The following is a 14736-nucleotide window of genomic DNA, read 5'->3' on the forward strand; positions in this document are numbered from 1 at the left end:
CCGGAGATTTCGAGGCGGCGATGCCGGGGGTGGGTTCTGCGAGCGGTTGGCCCGAACGCGTCTTGGTGGCACTCGGCGCCATCGCAGGTTGCCTTGGCGTCGCGCTCTCGGCGGCGGCCTCCCACGTCACGGGCGGCGGCACGCTGGATGTGTCGGCCCGCTTCCTTCTGGCGCATGCGCCAGCGCTGATCGGGCTTGCGGCAGCGATCGCGACGTATCTCGTCCATCGTCCGACGGCTCTCGCGGCCGGGAGCCTTCTTGCGGTTGGACTGGCGCTCTTCTCGGGAGATCTCGCCTCCCGCGCATTCCAGGGCGCGGCGCTGTTCCCCATGGCGGCGCCGGCAGGCGGCATCCTGCTCATAGCCGGCTGGGCGCTCGTCGCGGCCTCGGCCGTTATCGTCGGACGAAACCCAGCGTAAAACTTGCCCTTTCCCCAAGCTCAGCAATATAAAGGTGGGGACATCGGCCGATCTGCGCCGACCCGCCATCTTGCGCGCCTTACGGCGCCCTCTCGACTATTGGTTGCCGTCCGAGAAGGCCCTTGAGGCGCCAGCCCGGCGACGCGCTCGGCCTTGTGCAGCAAGGAGTACCGATATGGCGGAGCATCGCTTCATCGTGGGGCAGCGCGTGAAGGTCAGGACTCGGTTTCTCGACCGTTCGGGCGACGGGGTCTACGAGGTGGTTCGCCAGCTGCCGGCGACCCCGAACGGTGATTACCATTACCGCATCAAGAGCCCGAACGGGCAGGAGCGGGCCGTCGCGGAGACCGAACTCGCACCCGCGGGCTGACGGGCAGGATGGCTACCCCCGCCAACAGCTTCGCCCAAGTCGAGGACCCCGACCCCGATGCCGTCACTGTGACCATCCGACGAGGCGGCAAGGATGCTGTCGGCGAGGTGGAGGGTCCCATACTGGTGCCCGGAAGCGACGTTCCTCCGATCAGTTTCGGCCGCGACGGGTCCCTCGGAGCACATCAGGCCCTCGCGGTCGGGTGCCACCTCGCCAACGAACTCAGTCGGGAGGTGGTCGTGATCGACAAGAGCGGATTGTGGCAACCGGCCTGGGGTCGGCTCGAACACAGGCCTTGATCCGCTTGTGAAGGACGCCTCGGCGTCCGACTGCAGCACCGCCCGCCCGGCCAGCCACTCGCCCCATGCCAGATACGCTCGATCCATCCGACGCGGCGCCTGAGCCCGCACCGATCCGCGCGATTTCGGTGCGCGGGCATCTCGGTATCTTCACGGCCGTCCTCGCCGCCCCGATCCTGGTCTTCGTCGGCTTCCTGTTGTGGCAGATCGCCGCAAACGAGCGGACGCGCCTGGAGGACGAGGCGGGCGATGTGGCGCGCAATGTGGCCGTCGCTCTCGACCAGGAGATCGCGGGCCTGGCTGCGTCGCTGGACGTCCTGGCGCTTTCCACAAACCTGCAGAGTGGAGACTTTCAGGCCTTCTACAACCAGGCGAAGCAGTTCGCCGAGCGCCAGGAAGGGATCGCCCCGGTCCTCTTCGACCTGAACGGCCAGCAGCTCGTCAACGTGCGCGTACCCTGGGGGGAGCCGCTGCCGAGCGGAAACATGCCCATCCAGGGAGCCATTCGCGAGCCCGGGCGCGCCGTAGTGACCGATCTCTTCAAGGGCCGAGTGTCCAGCGAACTTGTCTTCGGGATAACGACGCTCGTCCGCCGGGGCGGCGCACCCGCCTATGTGCTCGCCTTCAGCCTGAGCCAGAGCCGCCTCCAGAGCATCATCGCGCGGGCAGAACATCCGGCCAGCTATACGGTCTCGATCGTGGACCGCGCCGGCGTCATCATGGCCCGCACCCCTCGGCCGGAGGATTTCGTCGGCAAGCTCGCCACGCAGGATCTTCGGGACAGCACGGTGGGGCTCGAAGGCACCTGGGCCGGTACTACGGCTGACGGGATTCCGATTTTCGGAGCCTATTCACGCTCGCGGCTGACGGGCTTCGTGGCGGCCGTCGGCATCCGGTACGCCGAGCTCAACGAGCCGCTTTGGCGGTCGCTCTCGCTCTTTGCCGCTATCGGGATCGTGATCGTCGCCCTCTCGGTCGTGCTCGGGCTCCTTTTCGGCCAGCGCATCACGGCGCCCATCCGGCAGCTTTCGGAACGGGCCGAGGCGCTCGGGCGCGGCGAACCCGTCGAACCGCTCCACACCCGCCTCGCAGAGGCGAACCAGGTCGGCGCGCGCCTCGCCTACGCCTCGCAATCCCTGCAGGAGCGCGAGGCCGATCTCCGCGAGGCGAACGAGGAGGCGCAGCGCTTCGCCTACATCGTCAGCCACGACCTGCGCTCGCCGCTCGTGAACATCATGGGGTTCACGTCCGAGCTGGAAGCCCTGCGCGAGGATACGTTCCGGCGGCTGGAAGCGTTGCGGGGACCGGACGTCTCCCCGGCGGATCAGAAGGCCGACAAGCAGCTCGGCGAGGACTTCGACGAGGCGATCAGCTTCATCCGGACATCCATCAGCAAGATGGACCGCCTCATCAACGCGATCCTGAAGCTGTCGCGTGAAGGACGCCGCGATTTCCGGCCGGAGCGCGTCGACATGACGGCCCTGATCGAGGCGATCAGGAAGAACGCCACCGTCCAGGCAGAGGCCGCGAACGCCACGATCGAGGTCTCCCGCCTCCCGCCGATCGCGAGCGACCGCCTTGCGCTCGAGCAGATCTTCTCCAATCTCGTGGAGAATGCGATCAAGTATCTCCGTCCCGGCGTGCCGGGCGAGATCGAGGTGACGGGGCGGGTCAGAGGCCCGAATGTCGTCTATGAAGTTCGCGATAACGGCCGCGGCATCGACCCCAAGGATCGAGACCGTGTCTTCGAACTGTTTCGTCGTGCGGGTACGCAGGACCGGCCAGGCGAGGGGATCGGGCTCGCGCATGTGCGCGCGCTGGTTCGACGCCTCGGCGGCACGATTACCTTGACGTCGAAGCCCGGCCAGGGTTCGACTTTCTCCGTCGTCTTGCCTAAGCGGTGGTCGGCCGAGACGCAAAGGAAGGCAGCATGACGATGCCCGTGACCATCATCATGGTCGAGGACGACGAGGGTCACGCCCGTCTGATCGAGAAGAACATCCGCCGTGCGGGCGTCACCAACGAAATCCTGCCCTTCGCGAACGGGACCAGCGCCCTCGCTCATCTCCTCGGCCCCGATGGAAGCGGCCGCGACAATGCCGGCAGGCCGCTCCTCATCCTGCTCGACCTGAACCTGCCCGACATGACGGGCGTCGACATCCTGAAGATCGTGAAGGACAACGAGCATCTGCGCCGTGCGCCGGTCGTGATCCTCACCACCACGGACGATCAGCGCGAAATCCAGCGCTGCTACGACCTGGGCTGCAACGTCTACATCACCAAGCCGGTGAACTACGAAGGCTTCGCCAACGCGATCCGCCAGCTTGGGCTCTTCTTCTCCGTGATTCAGGTGCCCGAGGCCGCATGACCGACCGGTCGCTCCGCGTCCTGTATGTCGATGACGACCCTGGTCTGGCCCGCCTCGTCCAGAAGGGGCTGGAGCGGCGCGGCTATACGGTCGAGATCGCGCAGAATGGCGACAGCGGCCTCCGCCGGATCGAGCAGGGCGGCATCGATGTCGTGGCGCTCGATCACTACATGCCGGGCCAGGACGGGCTCGAGACGCTGGCGCGCATCCGAGCGCTGCCCGATCCGCCTCCCGTCGTCTATGTGACCGGCACGCAGGAGAGCAGCGTCGCCGTTGCCGCCCTCAAGGCCGGCGCCTCCGATTATGTCGTGAAGACGATCGGTGAGGAGTTCCTCCCGCTTCTGACCGCCGCGATCGAGCAGGCTATTCATGCGGTCGGGCTGCGCCGCGCCAAGGAGGCCGCCGAGGCGGAGGTGCGCGAGGCACGGGACCGCTTCGAGGCCCTTGCGGCCGAGCGCGCGCTCCTGATGCGGGAGGTGAACCACCGCGTCGGGAACTCGCTCCAGATCATCGCGGCACTCCTGCATCTACAGGCCTCGGCCAGCCAGAACGAGGATGTGAAATCCGCTCTCGCCGGTGCGAACCGGCGCGTAATGGCCGTCGCCCAGGTGCACCGTCGCCTCTACACGTCCGACGACGTCCAGTCGGTCGCGCTCGACCAGTACCTGAAGGGCTTGGTCGAGGACCTGCGGAACTCGGCCGAGGACGGCGAGGCACACCGCATCCTGCTCGAGGCGGAAGCCGTCGAAGTCGACCCCGACAAGGCGGTCGCGGTCGGCGTCGTGGTGACCGAACTCGTGCTGAACGCCATGAAGTACGCCTATCCGGACGGGAAGGGGCCGATCCGGGTGAAGCTGCACAAGGAGCCCACGGGCCGCGTGATGCTGGTCGTGGAGGACGACGGCGTGGGCCGAGATGAGACACCTCCCGCTCCCCGCTCGGCCAAGGGGCTCGGCCGGATGATCGTCAAGGCCATGGCGACCAAGCTCGATGCCGAGTGGGGGCAGGACCAATCCCATAAGGGCATGCGCGTGACCTTCGGCTTTTCCGGCCAATCCAGGCCGCGGCAGCACGCCGCCTGAGCGCGCCCAACCTCACACGAAGTCCCGACCGGAGTTTCCGATGACCGACACGCTGCCCTCCGCACCTGTGCGGGCCGAGGTGCTCGTCCAGGCGCTGCCGCATATGCAGCGCTACGACCAGCAGGTGGTCGTCATCAAGTACGGCGGACACGCCATGGGCGATCCGGCCGCGGCCGAGGACTTCGCCGAGGACATCGTCCTCCTGGAGCAATCGGGCCTGCGGCCGATCGTGGTGCATGGCGGCGGCCCACAGATCGGCCGCATGCTGGACAAGCTCGGCATCAAGTCGACCTTCGAGGGCGGGCTTCGCGTTACCGACGAAGCCACGGTCGAGGTCGTCGAGATGGTCCTGGCCGGCTCGATCAACAAGCAGATCGTGGGCTGGATCTCGACGGAAGGCGGGCGCGCCATCGGCCTCTGCGGCAAGGACGGCAATATGGTCGTCGCCCGCAAGGCGGTGCGCACGGCGGTCGATCCGGCCTCGAAGGAGGAGCGGGAGCTCGATCTCGGCTTCGTCGGCGAGCCGGAGCGCGTCGACCGCGCCGTGCTGGACGCGGTGCTCAAATCGGAGCTCATCCCGGTCATCGCGCCGGTCGCGTCCGGTGCCGACGGCCAGACCTACAACGTCAACGCAGACACCTTCGCTGGTGCGATCGCAGGCGCCATGGGGGCGAAGCGCTTCCTGCTCCTGACCGACGTGCCGGGCGTGCTCGACAAGGACAAGAACCTGATCCCCGAGCTCACGGTCGAGGATTGCCGGCGGCTCATCGCGGACGGCACCATCACGGGCGGCATGATCCCGAAGATCGAGACCTGCATCTACGCGATCGAGCGCGGGGTCGAGGCCGTCGTGATCCTCGACGGAAAGGTCCCGCATGCGGTCCTGCTCGAGCTCTTCACCGATTACGGGGCAGGGACGCTCGTCAGGGCCTGATCCGGCCGGGGCTTCCCCCCGGTTCCAGTCGCTCCTATCTTCGGAATTGGCGGGGCCGTATGGCCCCCTTTTCGTCTCGCGATGGGCGCATTGTCCTTACCCCACAAATCCGCGGCGCAGGCCCGCGGGTTCGAGCATGTCGAGACCTGGATCTTCGATCTCGACAACACGCTCTATCCGCACGAGGCGCGGGTCTGGCCGCAGGTCGACGAGCGCATCACCCTCTACCTGATGCAGCATTTCGAGATCGACGGGCTCTCGGCCCGCGCGCTGCAGAAGCACTATTACCACCGCTACGGCACGACCCTGCGGGGGCTGATGGAGGAGGAGGGCATCGATGCGGCCGACTTCCTCGATTTCGCTCACGACATCGACCATTCGGCGATCGAGCTGAACCCGCTGCTCGGGGACGCCATCGAGAAGCTCCCCGGCCGCAAGCTCATCCTGACGAACGGCTCGCGCAAGCACGCCCAGAACGTGGCGATGAAGCTGGGCATCTTCGACCATTTCGAGGATGTCTTCGATATCGAGGCCGCCGGTTTCACGCCCAAGCCCGACCGGCGGGCCTACGATCTCTTCCTGGAGAGGCACGGGGTCGAACCGGCGCGGGCCGCGATGTTTGAGGACATCGCCAGGAACCTCCTGGTTCCGCATGACCTTGGCATGACCACCTGCCTCGTGTTGCCAAAGACCGTGGACCCGTTCCGGGACGCCTTCGAGCAGGAGGTCGTCGAGGCGCCGCATATCGACCACGTCACCACCGATCTCGCCGGCTTCCTGTCCGGACCGGTCTGCGGAACTCTGTGAAGCTCGGGCGTCCGCCGACCTGTGATTTCCTGCAGGGTTGAGACGTTGCGCCGCACGGTAGAACGCCGACACGACTGGGGAGCAGCCACGTGAGCACGATCACCACCCGCGACGGCACAAGCATCTTCTACAAGGACCAGGGCTCGGGGCAGGCGGTCGTCTTCTGCCACGGCTGGCCGCTTTCGGCCGATGCCTGGGACGCGCAGATGCTGTTTCTCGGCCAGAACGGCTTCCGCGTCATCGCGCATGACCGCCGCTCGCATGGCCGCTCGTCCCAGACCTGGGACGGCAACACCATGGACCAATACGCGGACGATCTCGACGAGCTGCTCGACAAGCTCGACATCACCGGCGCCGTCCTGGTCGGACATTCCACGGGGGGAGGCGAGGTCGCGCACTATATCGGCCGGCATGGCACGAGCCGTGTTGCCAAGGTCGTACTGATCGGGGCGGTGCCGCCCCTCATGCTGAAGACCGAAAACAATCCGGGCGGCCTGCCGATCGAGGTCTTCGATGGAATCCGCAAGGGTCTCGCCGACAATCGAGCCCAGTTCTACAAGGACCTTGCGATGCCCTTCTACGGCTACAACCGGGATGGCGCGAAGCTTTCGGAAGGCATTCGCGACTCGTTCTGGCTGCAGGGCATGATGGGCGGCCACAAGGGCCAGTACGACTGCGTCCGCGAGTTCTCGGAAGTCGACTACACCCAGGATTTGAAGCGCATCGACGTGCCGACCCTCATCGTCCACGGCGACGACGACCAGATCGTTCCGATCGGCGCCTCGGCCTTGATGTCCTCCGAGATCGTGAAAGGCGCCACGCTGAAGATCTACGAGGGTGCGCCGCACGGCCTCGCCCAGACGCATCAGGACCGGCTCAACGCGGATCTGCTGGCCTTCCTCCGGGGCTGAACCGGTTCGCCGGCAGTCTCTGGTGCTGCCGGGTTGATCGGAGTAGCCTTCCGGCATGAGCGAGGCTGATGCAGGGTTCCTGGCCCTGAGACAAGCGACGGCTCAACAGGCCGCCGCCGTCATCGAGGAGCTCGTGCGCTCCGGCGCGGACCACGAGCTGAGTCGGATCAACCCTCTTCATCTGGCCCGGCACAAGGGCCTTGGCGAGGACGAGGCGATCAGTGCGCTGCTCCATGCGGCGCGCCTCGGCTTGTTCGACCTCTCCTGGAACGTGCTCTGTCCAGGGTGCGGCGGCGTCATGCAGGCTAGCGCCACGCTCAAGATGGTGAGGAGCGAAGCCTACCATTGCGAGCTGTGCGCCGCCGGCTACGAGCCGACGCTGGACGAGATGGTCGAGGTGACCTTCACGGTCAGCCCGCGCCTGCGGAGGATCGCGGCGCACGATCCCGAAAGTCTCTCGATGGGGGAATATTGCCGCCAGCTCTTCTGGAGCTCGGGGGTCGACCTGCCGGCCGACTTCACGGACCTGATCGACGACATCGTCCTTGAACATGTCGAGCTGCCACCCGGCGATCGGGCGCTGCTGTCCCTGCAATTGCCGTCCGAATTCGTGATTGTCTTCGATCCGGTGACGCATTCGACGCAGTTTCTTGACGTGAAGGGTGAGCCGACGCGCGAGCGTCAGCAGGTAACCTTCGTGATCGACGACGTCGCAGGCCACACGGAGCCGATCACGTTGCGGCCCGGCCCATTGCGACTTTCCATCGAGAACCGCTCGCCCTCCCGCGCCCTCCCCGGCGTCTGGGTAGCCGGCAAGGGGCTGCACGATCTGCTCGGCCGGCGCCGCCCCTTCCTGACGGCGAAGCGCCTCCTGGCGAACCAGACGTTCCGGGACATCCACCGGACGGACACGCTGGACGTGGACCAGCGGCTGAAGATTACCAGCCTGACCTTCCTGTTCACGGACCTGAAGGGCTCGACCGAGCTGTACGAACGCGTCGGGGACCTTGCCGCTTACGACATCGTCCGAAGCCATTTCGCGGTGCTGCACGACATCGTCGGGGAGGAGGCCGGGGCCGTCGTGAAGACGATCGGCGACGCCGTGATGGCGACCTTCCCGACGCCCGACCGCGCGGTCGCGGCGGCGCTGCGCATGCGCGATGCCATGGCGGCACTCAACCGGGAGCGCGGCAGCGAGGATCTGCTCCTCAAGATCGGCATGCACGAGGGACCCTGCCTCGCGGTGAGCCTGAACGACCGCCAGGACTTCTTCGGGCAGACCGTGAACATCGCCTCGCGGGTGCAGAACCTCGCATTGTCGCGCGCGATCTTCGCCACCGACCGCGTGGTCGAAAACAGCGAGACCCGGCAGATCCTGGCCGAGAGCGGGATCGAGCCGACGCCCCTCCGGGCCGCCCTCAGGGGCGTGGCCGCGGAGGTCGCCCTCTACGAGATTCCCTGACCCGAACTCCTACTTGCCGACCGGCACGTGCCAGATCTCGTCGGCGTATTCCCGGATCGTGCGGTCGGACGAGAACCAGCCCACCCGCGCTACGTTGAGGATGCTCTCGCGCCACCACTCCTCGGGGCGGCGCCAGAGGCCGTCCAGGCCGCGCTGCGCGTCCCAGTAGGAGTCGAAATCGTCCGTGACCAGGAACGGGTCGTGGTCGCGCAAACCGGCGACCAGCCCTGCGAACCGTTCCGGATCGTCGGGCGAGAAGACCCCCGAGGCGATGCCTTCGAGCGCGTGTGCGAGCCGCGGCGAGGCTTCGATCGCCTTCCGGGCATGCTCGGGATCGGCCTTGCGCTCCAGCGCCTCCTCGGCGGTGAGGCCGAAGATTGCGATGTTCTCCGGCCCGACCCGTTCGCGGATCTCGACATTCGCGCCGTCGAGCGTGCCGATCGTGATGGCCCCGTTCAGCGCCAGCTTCATGTTGCCGGTGCCGGAGGCTTCGAGCCCCGCCGTGGAGATCTGCTCGGAGAGGTCCGCGCCCGGGATGATGATCTCGGCGAGGCTCACGTTGTAGTTCGGCAGGAACGCGACGGAGAGACGCCCGCGCATGTCGGGGTCGTTGTTGATCGTCTTCGCCAGGTCGAAGGCCAGCTTGATGATCAGCTTGGCTACCACGTAGCTCGAGGCCGCCTTTCCGGCGAAGATCTTCACACGGGGCGCCCAGTCGCGGTTCGGCTCGGCCTTGATCGCCTGGTAGAGGGCGGCGGTCTCGATCAGGTTCAGATGCTGCCGCTTGTATTCGTGGATGCGCTTGATCTGGACGTCGAACATGGCGGCCGGGTCGACCCGGATGCCGAGCCGGTCCGTGATCTCGCGCGCCAGCCGTTCCTTGTTCTTGCGCCGAACGGCGATGAAGCGCTCGCGAAAGCCCGGATCCCCGACGAGCCGTTCGACCCGCGTCAGGCTCTCCGGATCGTCCAGCACCTCCGGGCCGACCGCCTCGACGAGAAGCCGGGTCAGGTCGGGATTTGCCTGCTGCAGCCAGCGCCGGAACGTCACGCCGTTCGTCTTGTTCGTGATCCGGTCGGGATAGAGCGCGTGGAGGTCGCTGAAGACCGTCTTGCGCATCAGCTCGGTGTGAAGGGCCGAGACCCCGTTCACCCGGTGCGAGCCGATGAAGGCGAGCGGCCCCATGCGGACGCGGCGTCCGTGCGTCTCGTCGATCAGGGAGATGCGCCGCACGAGGTCGGCTGAGATCTCGCCGTCCTTGGCGAGGCTTTCGAGGTGCAGGAAGTTGATCAGGTAGATGATCTGGATGTGGCGCGGGAGGACGCGCTCCATCAGCTCGACGGGCCAGGTCTCCAGCGCCTCCGGCATCAGCGTGTGGTTGGTATAGTTCAACGTCGAGGTCGTAATCCGCCACGCCTCGTCCCAGGGAACCACGTGCTCGTCGACCAGGAGCCGCATCAGCTCGGGGACGGCAATGGCCGGATGGGTATCGTTGAGCTGGATCGCGGCGTGCTCGTGCAGGTTCGAGAAGTCCGGATGGCGCTCGCGATGCCGCCGCAGGAGATCCTGCAGCGACGCGGAGGTGAAGAAGTATTCCTGCCGAAGCCTCAGCTCCTGGCCGGCCGGGGTGGCGTCGCTGGGATAGAGCACGCGCGAGATCGCCTCCACGCGCATCCGGTCGGCGACCGCCCCGACATAGTCGCCGCGGTTGAACGTCTCGAGTTCCAGCGGGTCCGTGGCGCGGGCGGACCAGAGGCGCAGCGTGTTGATGCGGCGGCCCCGCCAGCCCACCATCGGGGTGTCGAAGGCGACGGCGTTCACGGTCTCGGCCGAATGCCAGATGTGGGCGATGGTCCCGTCGGGCCGCCCGACCATCTCGACCGATCCGCCGAACTGGATGTGATACCGGATGTCGGGCCGCTCGAACTCCCAAGGGTTGCCGAACGACAGCCAGTCCTCGGGGATCTCCTGCTGCCAGCCATCCGCGATCGCCTGGCGGAAAAGCCCGTAATCATACCGGATCCCGTAGCCGAAGGCCGGGATGTCGAGCGTCGCGAGCGATTCCATGAAGCAGGCCGCGAGCCTGCCGAGCCCGCCATTCCCGAGCGCGGCATCGGGTTCGATCGTCCGCAGGCGGTCGAGATCGACGCCGAGCCCAGCCAGCGCCTGCCTCACCTCGCCGGCAATGTTCAGGTTGGAGATCGTGTCGAAGAACAGCCGCCCGATCAGGAACTCGAGCGAGAAGTAGTAGACGTTCTTCGTCTCCGGCCCCGTGCGGGCGATCGACTCGAGCCAGCGCTCGACGACCCGGTCCCGCACGGCCAGTGCCGTCGCCACGTACCAGTCGTGATCGCGCGCTGCGGAAAGCTCGCGGCCGACCGCGAAGCGAAGCTTGGCGAGGATCGCCTCGCGAAGGTCCGGGCTCGCCGCCGGCGTGCCCGTCCGCTGCGACCCTCCCGCCGGCGTCTCGTCCCGGAAATTGACGTCCTTCAGCATAGGAATCTACTCGATTGAGCCGTCTTGAACCGCCGAGCCGTCCCGTGGGCCGCCATCCGGCGGTCAGCGCAAGTCGTCCGTCCTTTCGGCCCCAGTAACTGAACGCCGTCTGAAACCGAACCCTTCATGGGTGCAGCATTGTCCCGCGGGCTTGAGCCATCCCGCGTCGCGGGCTACCCCCGGAGGACATGCCTCTTCCTCCCCCAGACCTCGATCTCCAGCATCCCTTCCAGGCGCCGCCAGGACCGGGCGAAGCCATCGAGGTGGCGCCCGGAATTCGGTGGGCTAGGCTTCCGCTCCCGTTTCGACTCGATCACGTCAACGTCTACCTAATCGACGATGACGGCGGAGTTGCGATCCTCGATACGGGTATCGACGACCGCGCCTGCCGGGGCGCCTGGGCGAAGCTCCTGGCCGGTCCGCTCGCCGGGCAGCGCATCACGCGGCTGATCGTTACCCATTGCCACCCGGACCATGTCGGCCTGGCCAAATGGCTGGCCGACAGGACGGGCCTGACGCTCGAGACGAGCGAGGCCGAGTATCTTACCGCGCTCATCATCCACCTCGACCCGGGTGCCCTGGAGGCGGAGCCCTATCGGAACTTCTACGAGTCGAACGGCCTGGACGAGGAGACGACCCAGGCCGTCATGACCCGGGGGCACGGCTACCTCAAAATGGTCTCCGGCCTGCCTGCCACCTTCCGCCGCATCATCGCGGGCGAGCGGCTTCGGATCGGAGGCCGCGACTTCCACGTTCTGACGGGCGGTGGCCATGCGCCCGAGCAGATCATGCTGCATCTCGTCGAGGACAAGGTCTTTCTTTCGGCCGACCAGGTGCTGCCCCGCATCTCGCCGAACGTCGCCGTGCTTGCGCGTGACCCGGAGGGCGATCCCCTCGGGATCTTCCTCCGCTCGCTCCGGGCCCTCCGCAAGCGGATCGCGGATGACGTGCTGGTCCTGCCGGGCCACGATCTGCCGTTCTACGGCCTCCACAGGCGCATCGAAGCCATGCTGCAGCACCATGAGGATCGCTGCGCCACCTTGATCGCGGCCTGCCGGGAGGAGCCACATTCGGCGGCGGAGCTCATCCCGAAGATCTTCCACCGGGCGCTCGATGCGCACCAGACCGGGTTCGCCTTCGGCGAGACCCTGGCCCATGTGAATTATCTGGCGCGCCGCGATCGGCTGCGCCTGGCTGAGAGCAAGGACGGCATCCGACGCTTCTCGGCGTGAGGGGTTGCGGGTGCGGAACCCCGGCGGACGGATGCTGCCGGTTCAAGGAGGCGTGAGGCGATGACCTTCCACGACACGAAGCCGTTTTCGGAGATCGGGCACGACGTGCGCCTCGAGCGCCTCGCGGAGGTCGCCGTGAAGGTCGGGCTCGGCCTGCAGAAGGGGCAGGAGCTCGTGATGACGGCGCCGCTCGACGCGGTGCCGCTCGCCCGGGCGATCACGGAGCAGGCCTATCGGGCCGGTGCGTCCCTGGTGACGACGTTCTACACCGACGAACTCGCCGCCCTGATGCGCTTCACCCATGCCCCGGAGGAGGCCTTCGACCACGCCCCGTCCTGGCTCTACGAGGGTATGGCGGCCGCCTTCCGGTCCGGCGCGGCACGGCTCGCCATCGCGGGCGACGACCCTTCGCTGCTTGCCGGCCAGGATGCGGACAAGGTGGCGCGCGCCAACCGGGCTCGCTCGAAGGCGTATATGCCGGCGCTGGAGCTGATCGCGGGCTTTGCCGTCAACTGGACCATCGTGTCGGCGTCGACGCCGGCCTGGGCGCGGGCGGTCTTCCCCGGCGAGCCGGACGAAGTGGCCGTCCCGAAGCTGTGGGAGGCGATCTTCAACGCGTCCCGCGTGGACCGCGAGGATCCCATCGAGGCCTGGCGGCAGCACAATTCGCAGCTGCGCGCCCGGACCGAATACCTGAACGCCAAGGCGTATCGCGCCCTGCGCTTCCGCGGCCCCGGCACCGATCTCGAGGTCGGCCTCGCGGACGAGCACGAATGGCACGGCGGCGCGACGAGAGCGGGCAACGGCGTGATCTGCAATGCCAACATCCCGACCGAGGAGGTCTTCACGACGCCGCACAAGCTGCGGGTCTCGGGCACGGTCACGTCGACCAAGCCGCTCTCCTACCAGGGCACCGTGATCGAGGAGATCCGCGTGCGCTTCGAGGAGGGGCGGATCGTCGACGCCACCTCCCGCACCGGCCAGGAGGTGCTCGGCAAGGTTCTCGACACGGACGAGGGTGCGCGCCGGCTCGGGGAAGTGGCGCTCGTGCCCAACTCCTCGCCGATCTCGCAATCGGGGCTGCTCTTCTACAACACGCTGTTCGACGAGAACGCCGCCAGCCACATCGCGCTCGGGCAGGCCTATTCGAAATGCATCCGGGGCGGCCTCTCCATGTCGGAGGAGGCGCTCGTCGAGCGCGGCTGCAACCGCTCGCTCATCCATATCGACTGGATGATCGGCTCCGCCGAGATCGACGTCGACGGCATCACGGCCGACCGCGCGGCGGAGCCCGTCATGCGCCGGGGCGAGTGGGCGAACTGACCCTCAGGCCGAGGATCGGGCTCTCCGGGCCAGGTCGTCCGCCAGGGCCGGGTTGGCGAGCCATGCCTCCACGCGCTCGGAGCGAAGCCGCGCCCGGTCATGGGCCTGGTAGGTTCGAAAGCTCTCCGCGATGAAGGCCCGAAGGCCCGTCGTGGCGGGTGGGCGGCATCCCTCGGCCGGCTTCAGGAAGGCGTAGCCGCCACCCTCGATCCCGAGCCGCGCCGCCACGGGCGGATAGACGGGCCAGGCCCCGCGCCGGGCGATCTCGTCCGCCGCGAAGGAATCGAGGTCGCAATCCTCGAACGGGATCCCGGCGCGGCGCAGCAGGCCGCGGGCGAGGTCGTTGGTCACGAACATGCGCGGATGGTTGATCACGTGCATGAAGGCGCCCCGGCGGGACCAGCGGACCAGATCCGCCGCGAGGTCGTAGCCGGCATCCCGGCCGATCTGCAGGAGCGAGGCCGCGGCGCCATCCCAGGCCTCCAGGTAGCCGAGCTGGCGGTAGACGGCCTCGTCGAACAGCCGGAGCGTCTCATCGACCGAGAGGCCCTTGAGGAACCCGAACAGGCCGAGGGCAGAATTGTAGTCGCCGAGCGGGGTCCGCACGAAGGTCGCGGGGTTCCACACGTCCCCGACATAGATGGCGTCGGGGTGGAAGGCCGAGAACACGATGGCCGGGTAGGGGATGAGCCCCGTCTCCTCCCGCAGGCCCGCATAATCGCCCCCGGCCCGGAAGCCGTGCGGAAAGGGCGTGCCGAACACGACGTCGCGGTCCGACAGGGCGGAGACGAGGTCCTTCTGCCCGGCGAAGCGGCGCAGGACCGTGTGCGTGGAGATGAAGCTGATCTCCGCCTCGGGCAAGAGGAGCCGCATGGCGGTCGCGATGGCGGCGCCCTGGCAATGGCCCAGGATGGCGATGCGGGGCGAGCCGCCGCGGCCGGGGCGCGGGGCGGAGGGCGTGAGCCAGCCCGGCAGCCGGTCCAGGACCGCGCGCTTGTCGATGCGGAACACGCTCATCGTGTATGCAGGAACT

The 14736-nt window shown here is 67.4% G+C and carries 14 protein-coding genes; 12 read left to right on the plus strand and 2 right to left on the minus strand.

The window, feature by feature from the left end:
• Positions 1-65 precede the first annotated feature (65 nt).
• From ACO2SS_RS23460 to ACO2SS_RS23505, 10 genes are all read left to right on the plus strand, one after another.
• On the plus strand, positions 66-419 hold the full coding sequence (locus ACO2SS_RS23460) for a DUF423 domain-containing protein (RefSeq protein WP_423280268.1): 354 nt from the start codon (positions 66-68) through the stop codon (positions 417-419).
• Between the two features lie 175 nt (positions 420-594).
• Positions 595-789, plus strand: a complete 195-nt coding sequence (locus ACO2SS_RS23465; protein WP_423280269.1) for a hypothetical protein — start codon at positions 595-597, stop codon at positions 787-789.
• A gap of 8 nt (positions 790-797) precedes the next feature.
• Positions 798-1088: a hypothetical protein gene (locus ACO2SS_RS23470; RefSeq protein ID WP_423280270.1), complete on the plus strand. Its 291-nt coding sequence runs from the start codon at positions 798-800 to the stop codon at positions 1086-1088.
• Between the two features lie 128 nt (positions 1089-1216).
• The gene (locus ACO2SS_RS23475) at positions 1217-3022 is read left to right on the plus strand and encodes a sensor histidine kinase (RefSeq protein WP_423280271.1); all 1806 of its coding nucleotides are present in this window, start codon (positions 1217-1219) and stop codon (positions 3020-3022) included.
• Positions 3019-3456 (plus strand): response regulator, encoded by a 438-nt coding sequence (locus ACO2SS_RS23480; protein WP_423280272.1) that lies wholly within the window; start codon positions 3019-3021, stop codon positions 3454-3456. The genes ACO2SS_RS23475 and ACO2SS_RS23480 overlap by 4 nt, the downstream gene beginning before the upstream one ends.
• On the plus strand, positions 3453-4538 hold the full coding sequence (locus ACO2SS_RS23485; RefSeq protein WP_423280273.1) for a sensor histidine kinase: 1086 nt from the start codon (positions 3453-3455) through the stop codon (positions 4536-4538). Before ACO2SS_RS23480 ends, ACO2SS_RS23485 begins: the two co-directional genes overlap by 4 nt.
• A gap of 40 nt (positions 4539-4578) precedes the next feature.
• The gene (gene argB, locus ACO2SS_RS23490; RefSeq protein ID WP_423280274.1) at positions 4579-5472 is read left to right on the plus strand and encodes an acetylglutamate kinase; all 894 of its coding nucleotides are present in this window, start codon (positions 4579-4581) and stop codon (positions 5470-5472) included.
• 81 nt (positions 5473-5553) lie between these two features.
• Complete coding sequence (locus ACO2SS_RS23495) at positions 5554-6279, plus strand: pyrimidine 5'-nucleotidase (protein ID WP_423280275.1); 726 nt, start codon at positions 5554-5556, stop codon at positions 6277-6279.
• Positions 6280-6368: 89 nt separating this feature from the next.
• Positions 6369-7190: an alpha/beta fold hydrolase gene (locus ACO2SS_RS23500; protein ID WP_423280276.1), complete on the plus strand. Its 822-nt coding sequence runs from the start codon at positions 6369-6371 to the stop codon at positions 7188-7190.
• Positions 7191-7245: 55 nt separating this feature from the next.
• Positions 7246-8652 carry an adenylate/guanylate cyclase domain-containing protein gene (locus ACO2SS_RS23505; protein ID WP_423280277.1) on the plus strand — a complete coding sequence of 469 codons (1407 nt, stop codon included), beginning with the start codon at positions 7246-7248 and terminating at the stop codon, positions 8650-8652.
• Between the two features lie 9 nt (positions 8653-8661).
• Here the strand turns inward: ACO2SS_RS23505 and ACO2SS_RS23510 are convergent, their stop codons facing one another.
• Complete coding sequence (locus ACO2SS_RS23510; RefSeq protein ID WP_423280278.1) at positions 8662-11148, minus strand: glycogen/starch/alpha-glucan phosphorylase; 2487 nt, start codon at positions 11146-11148, stop codon at positions 8662-8664.
• 188 nt (positions 11149-11336) lie between these two features.
• Between ACO2SS_RS23510 and ACO2SS_RS23515 the strand changes: the two genes are divergently transcribed.
• Positions 11337-12380, plus strand: coding sequence for an MBL fold metallo-hydrolase (locus tag ACO2SS_RS23515; protein ID WP_423280279.1), 1044 nt, complete (start codon positions 11337-11339; stop codon positions 12378-12380).
• A 60-nt stretch (positions 12381-12440) separates the two neighbouring features.
• Positions 12441-13703 carry an aminopeptidase gene (locus ACO2SS_RS23520; RefSeq protein WP_423280280.1) on the plus strand — a complete coding sequence of 421 codons (1263 nt, stop codon included), beginning with the start codon at positions 12441-12443 and terminating at the stop codon, positions 13701-13703.
• Between the two features lie 3 nt (positions 13704-13706).
• On the opposite strand, the gene ACO2SS_RS23525 is transcribed toward ACO2SS_RS23520, so the two are convergent.
• Entirely contained in the window at positions 13707-14720 is a 1014-nt protein-coding gene (locus ACO2SS_RS23525; RefSeq protein ID WP_423280281.1) for a WcbI family polysaccharide biosynthesis putative acetyltransferase, read from the minus strand.
• Between the last annotated feature and the right edge of the window lie 16 nt (positions 14721-14736).

Origin of the sequence: Enterovirga sp. CN4-39, assembly GCF_049446235.1 — a bacterium.
Lineage (GTDB): Bacteria > Pseudomonadota > Alphaproteobacteria > Rhizobiales > Beijerinckiaceae > Enterovirga.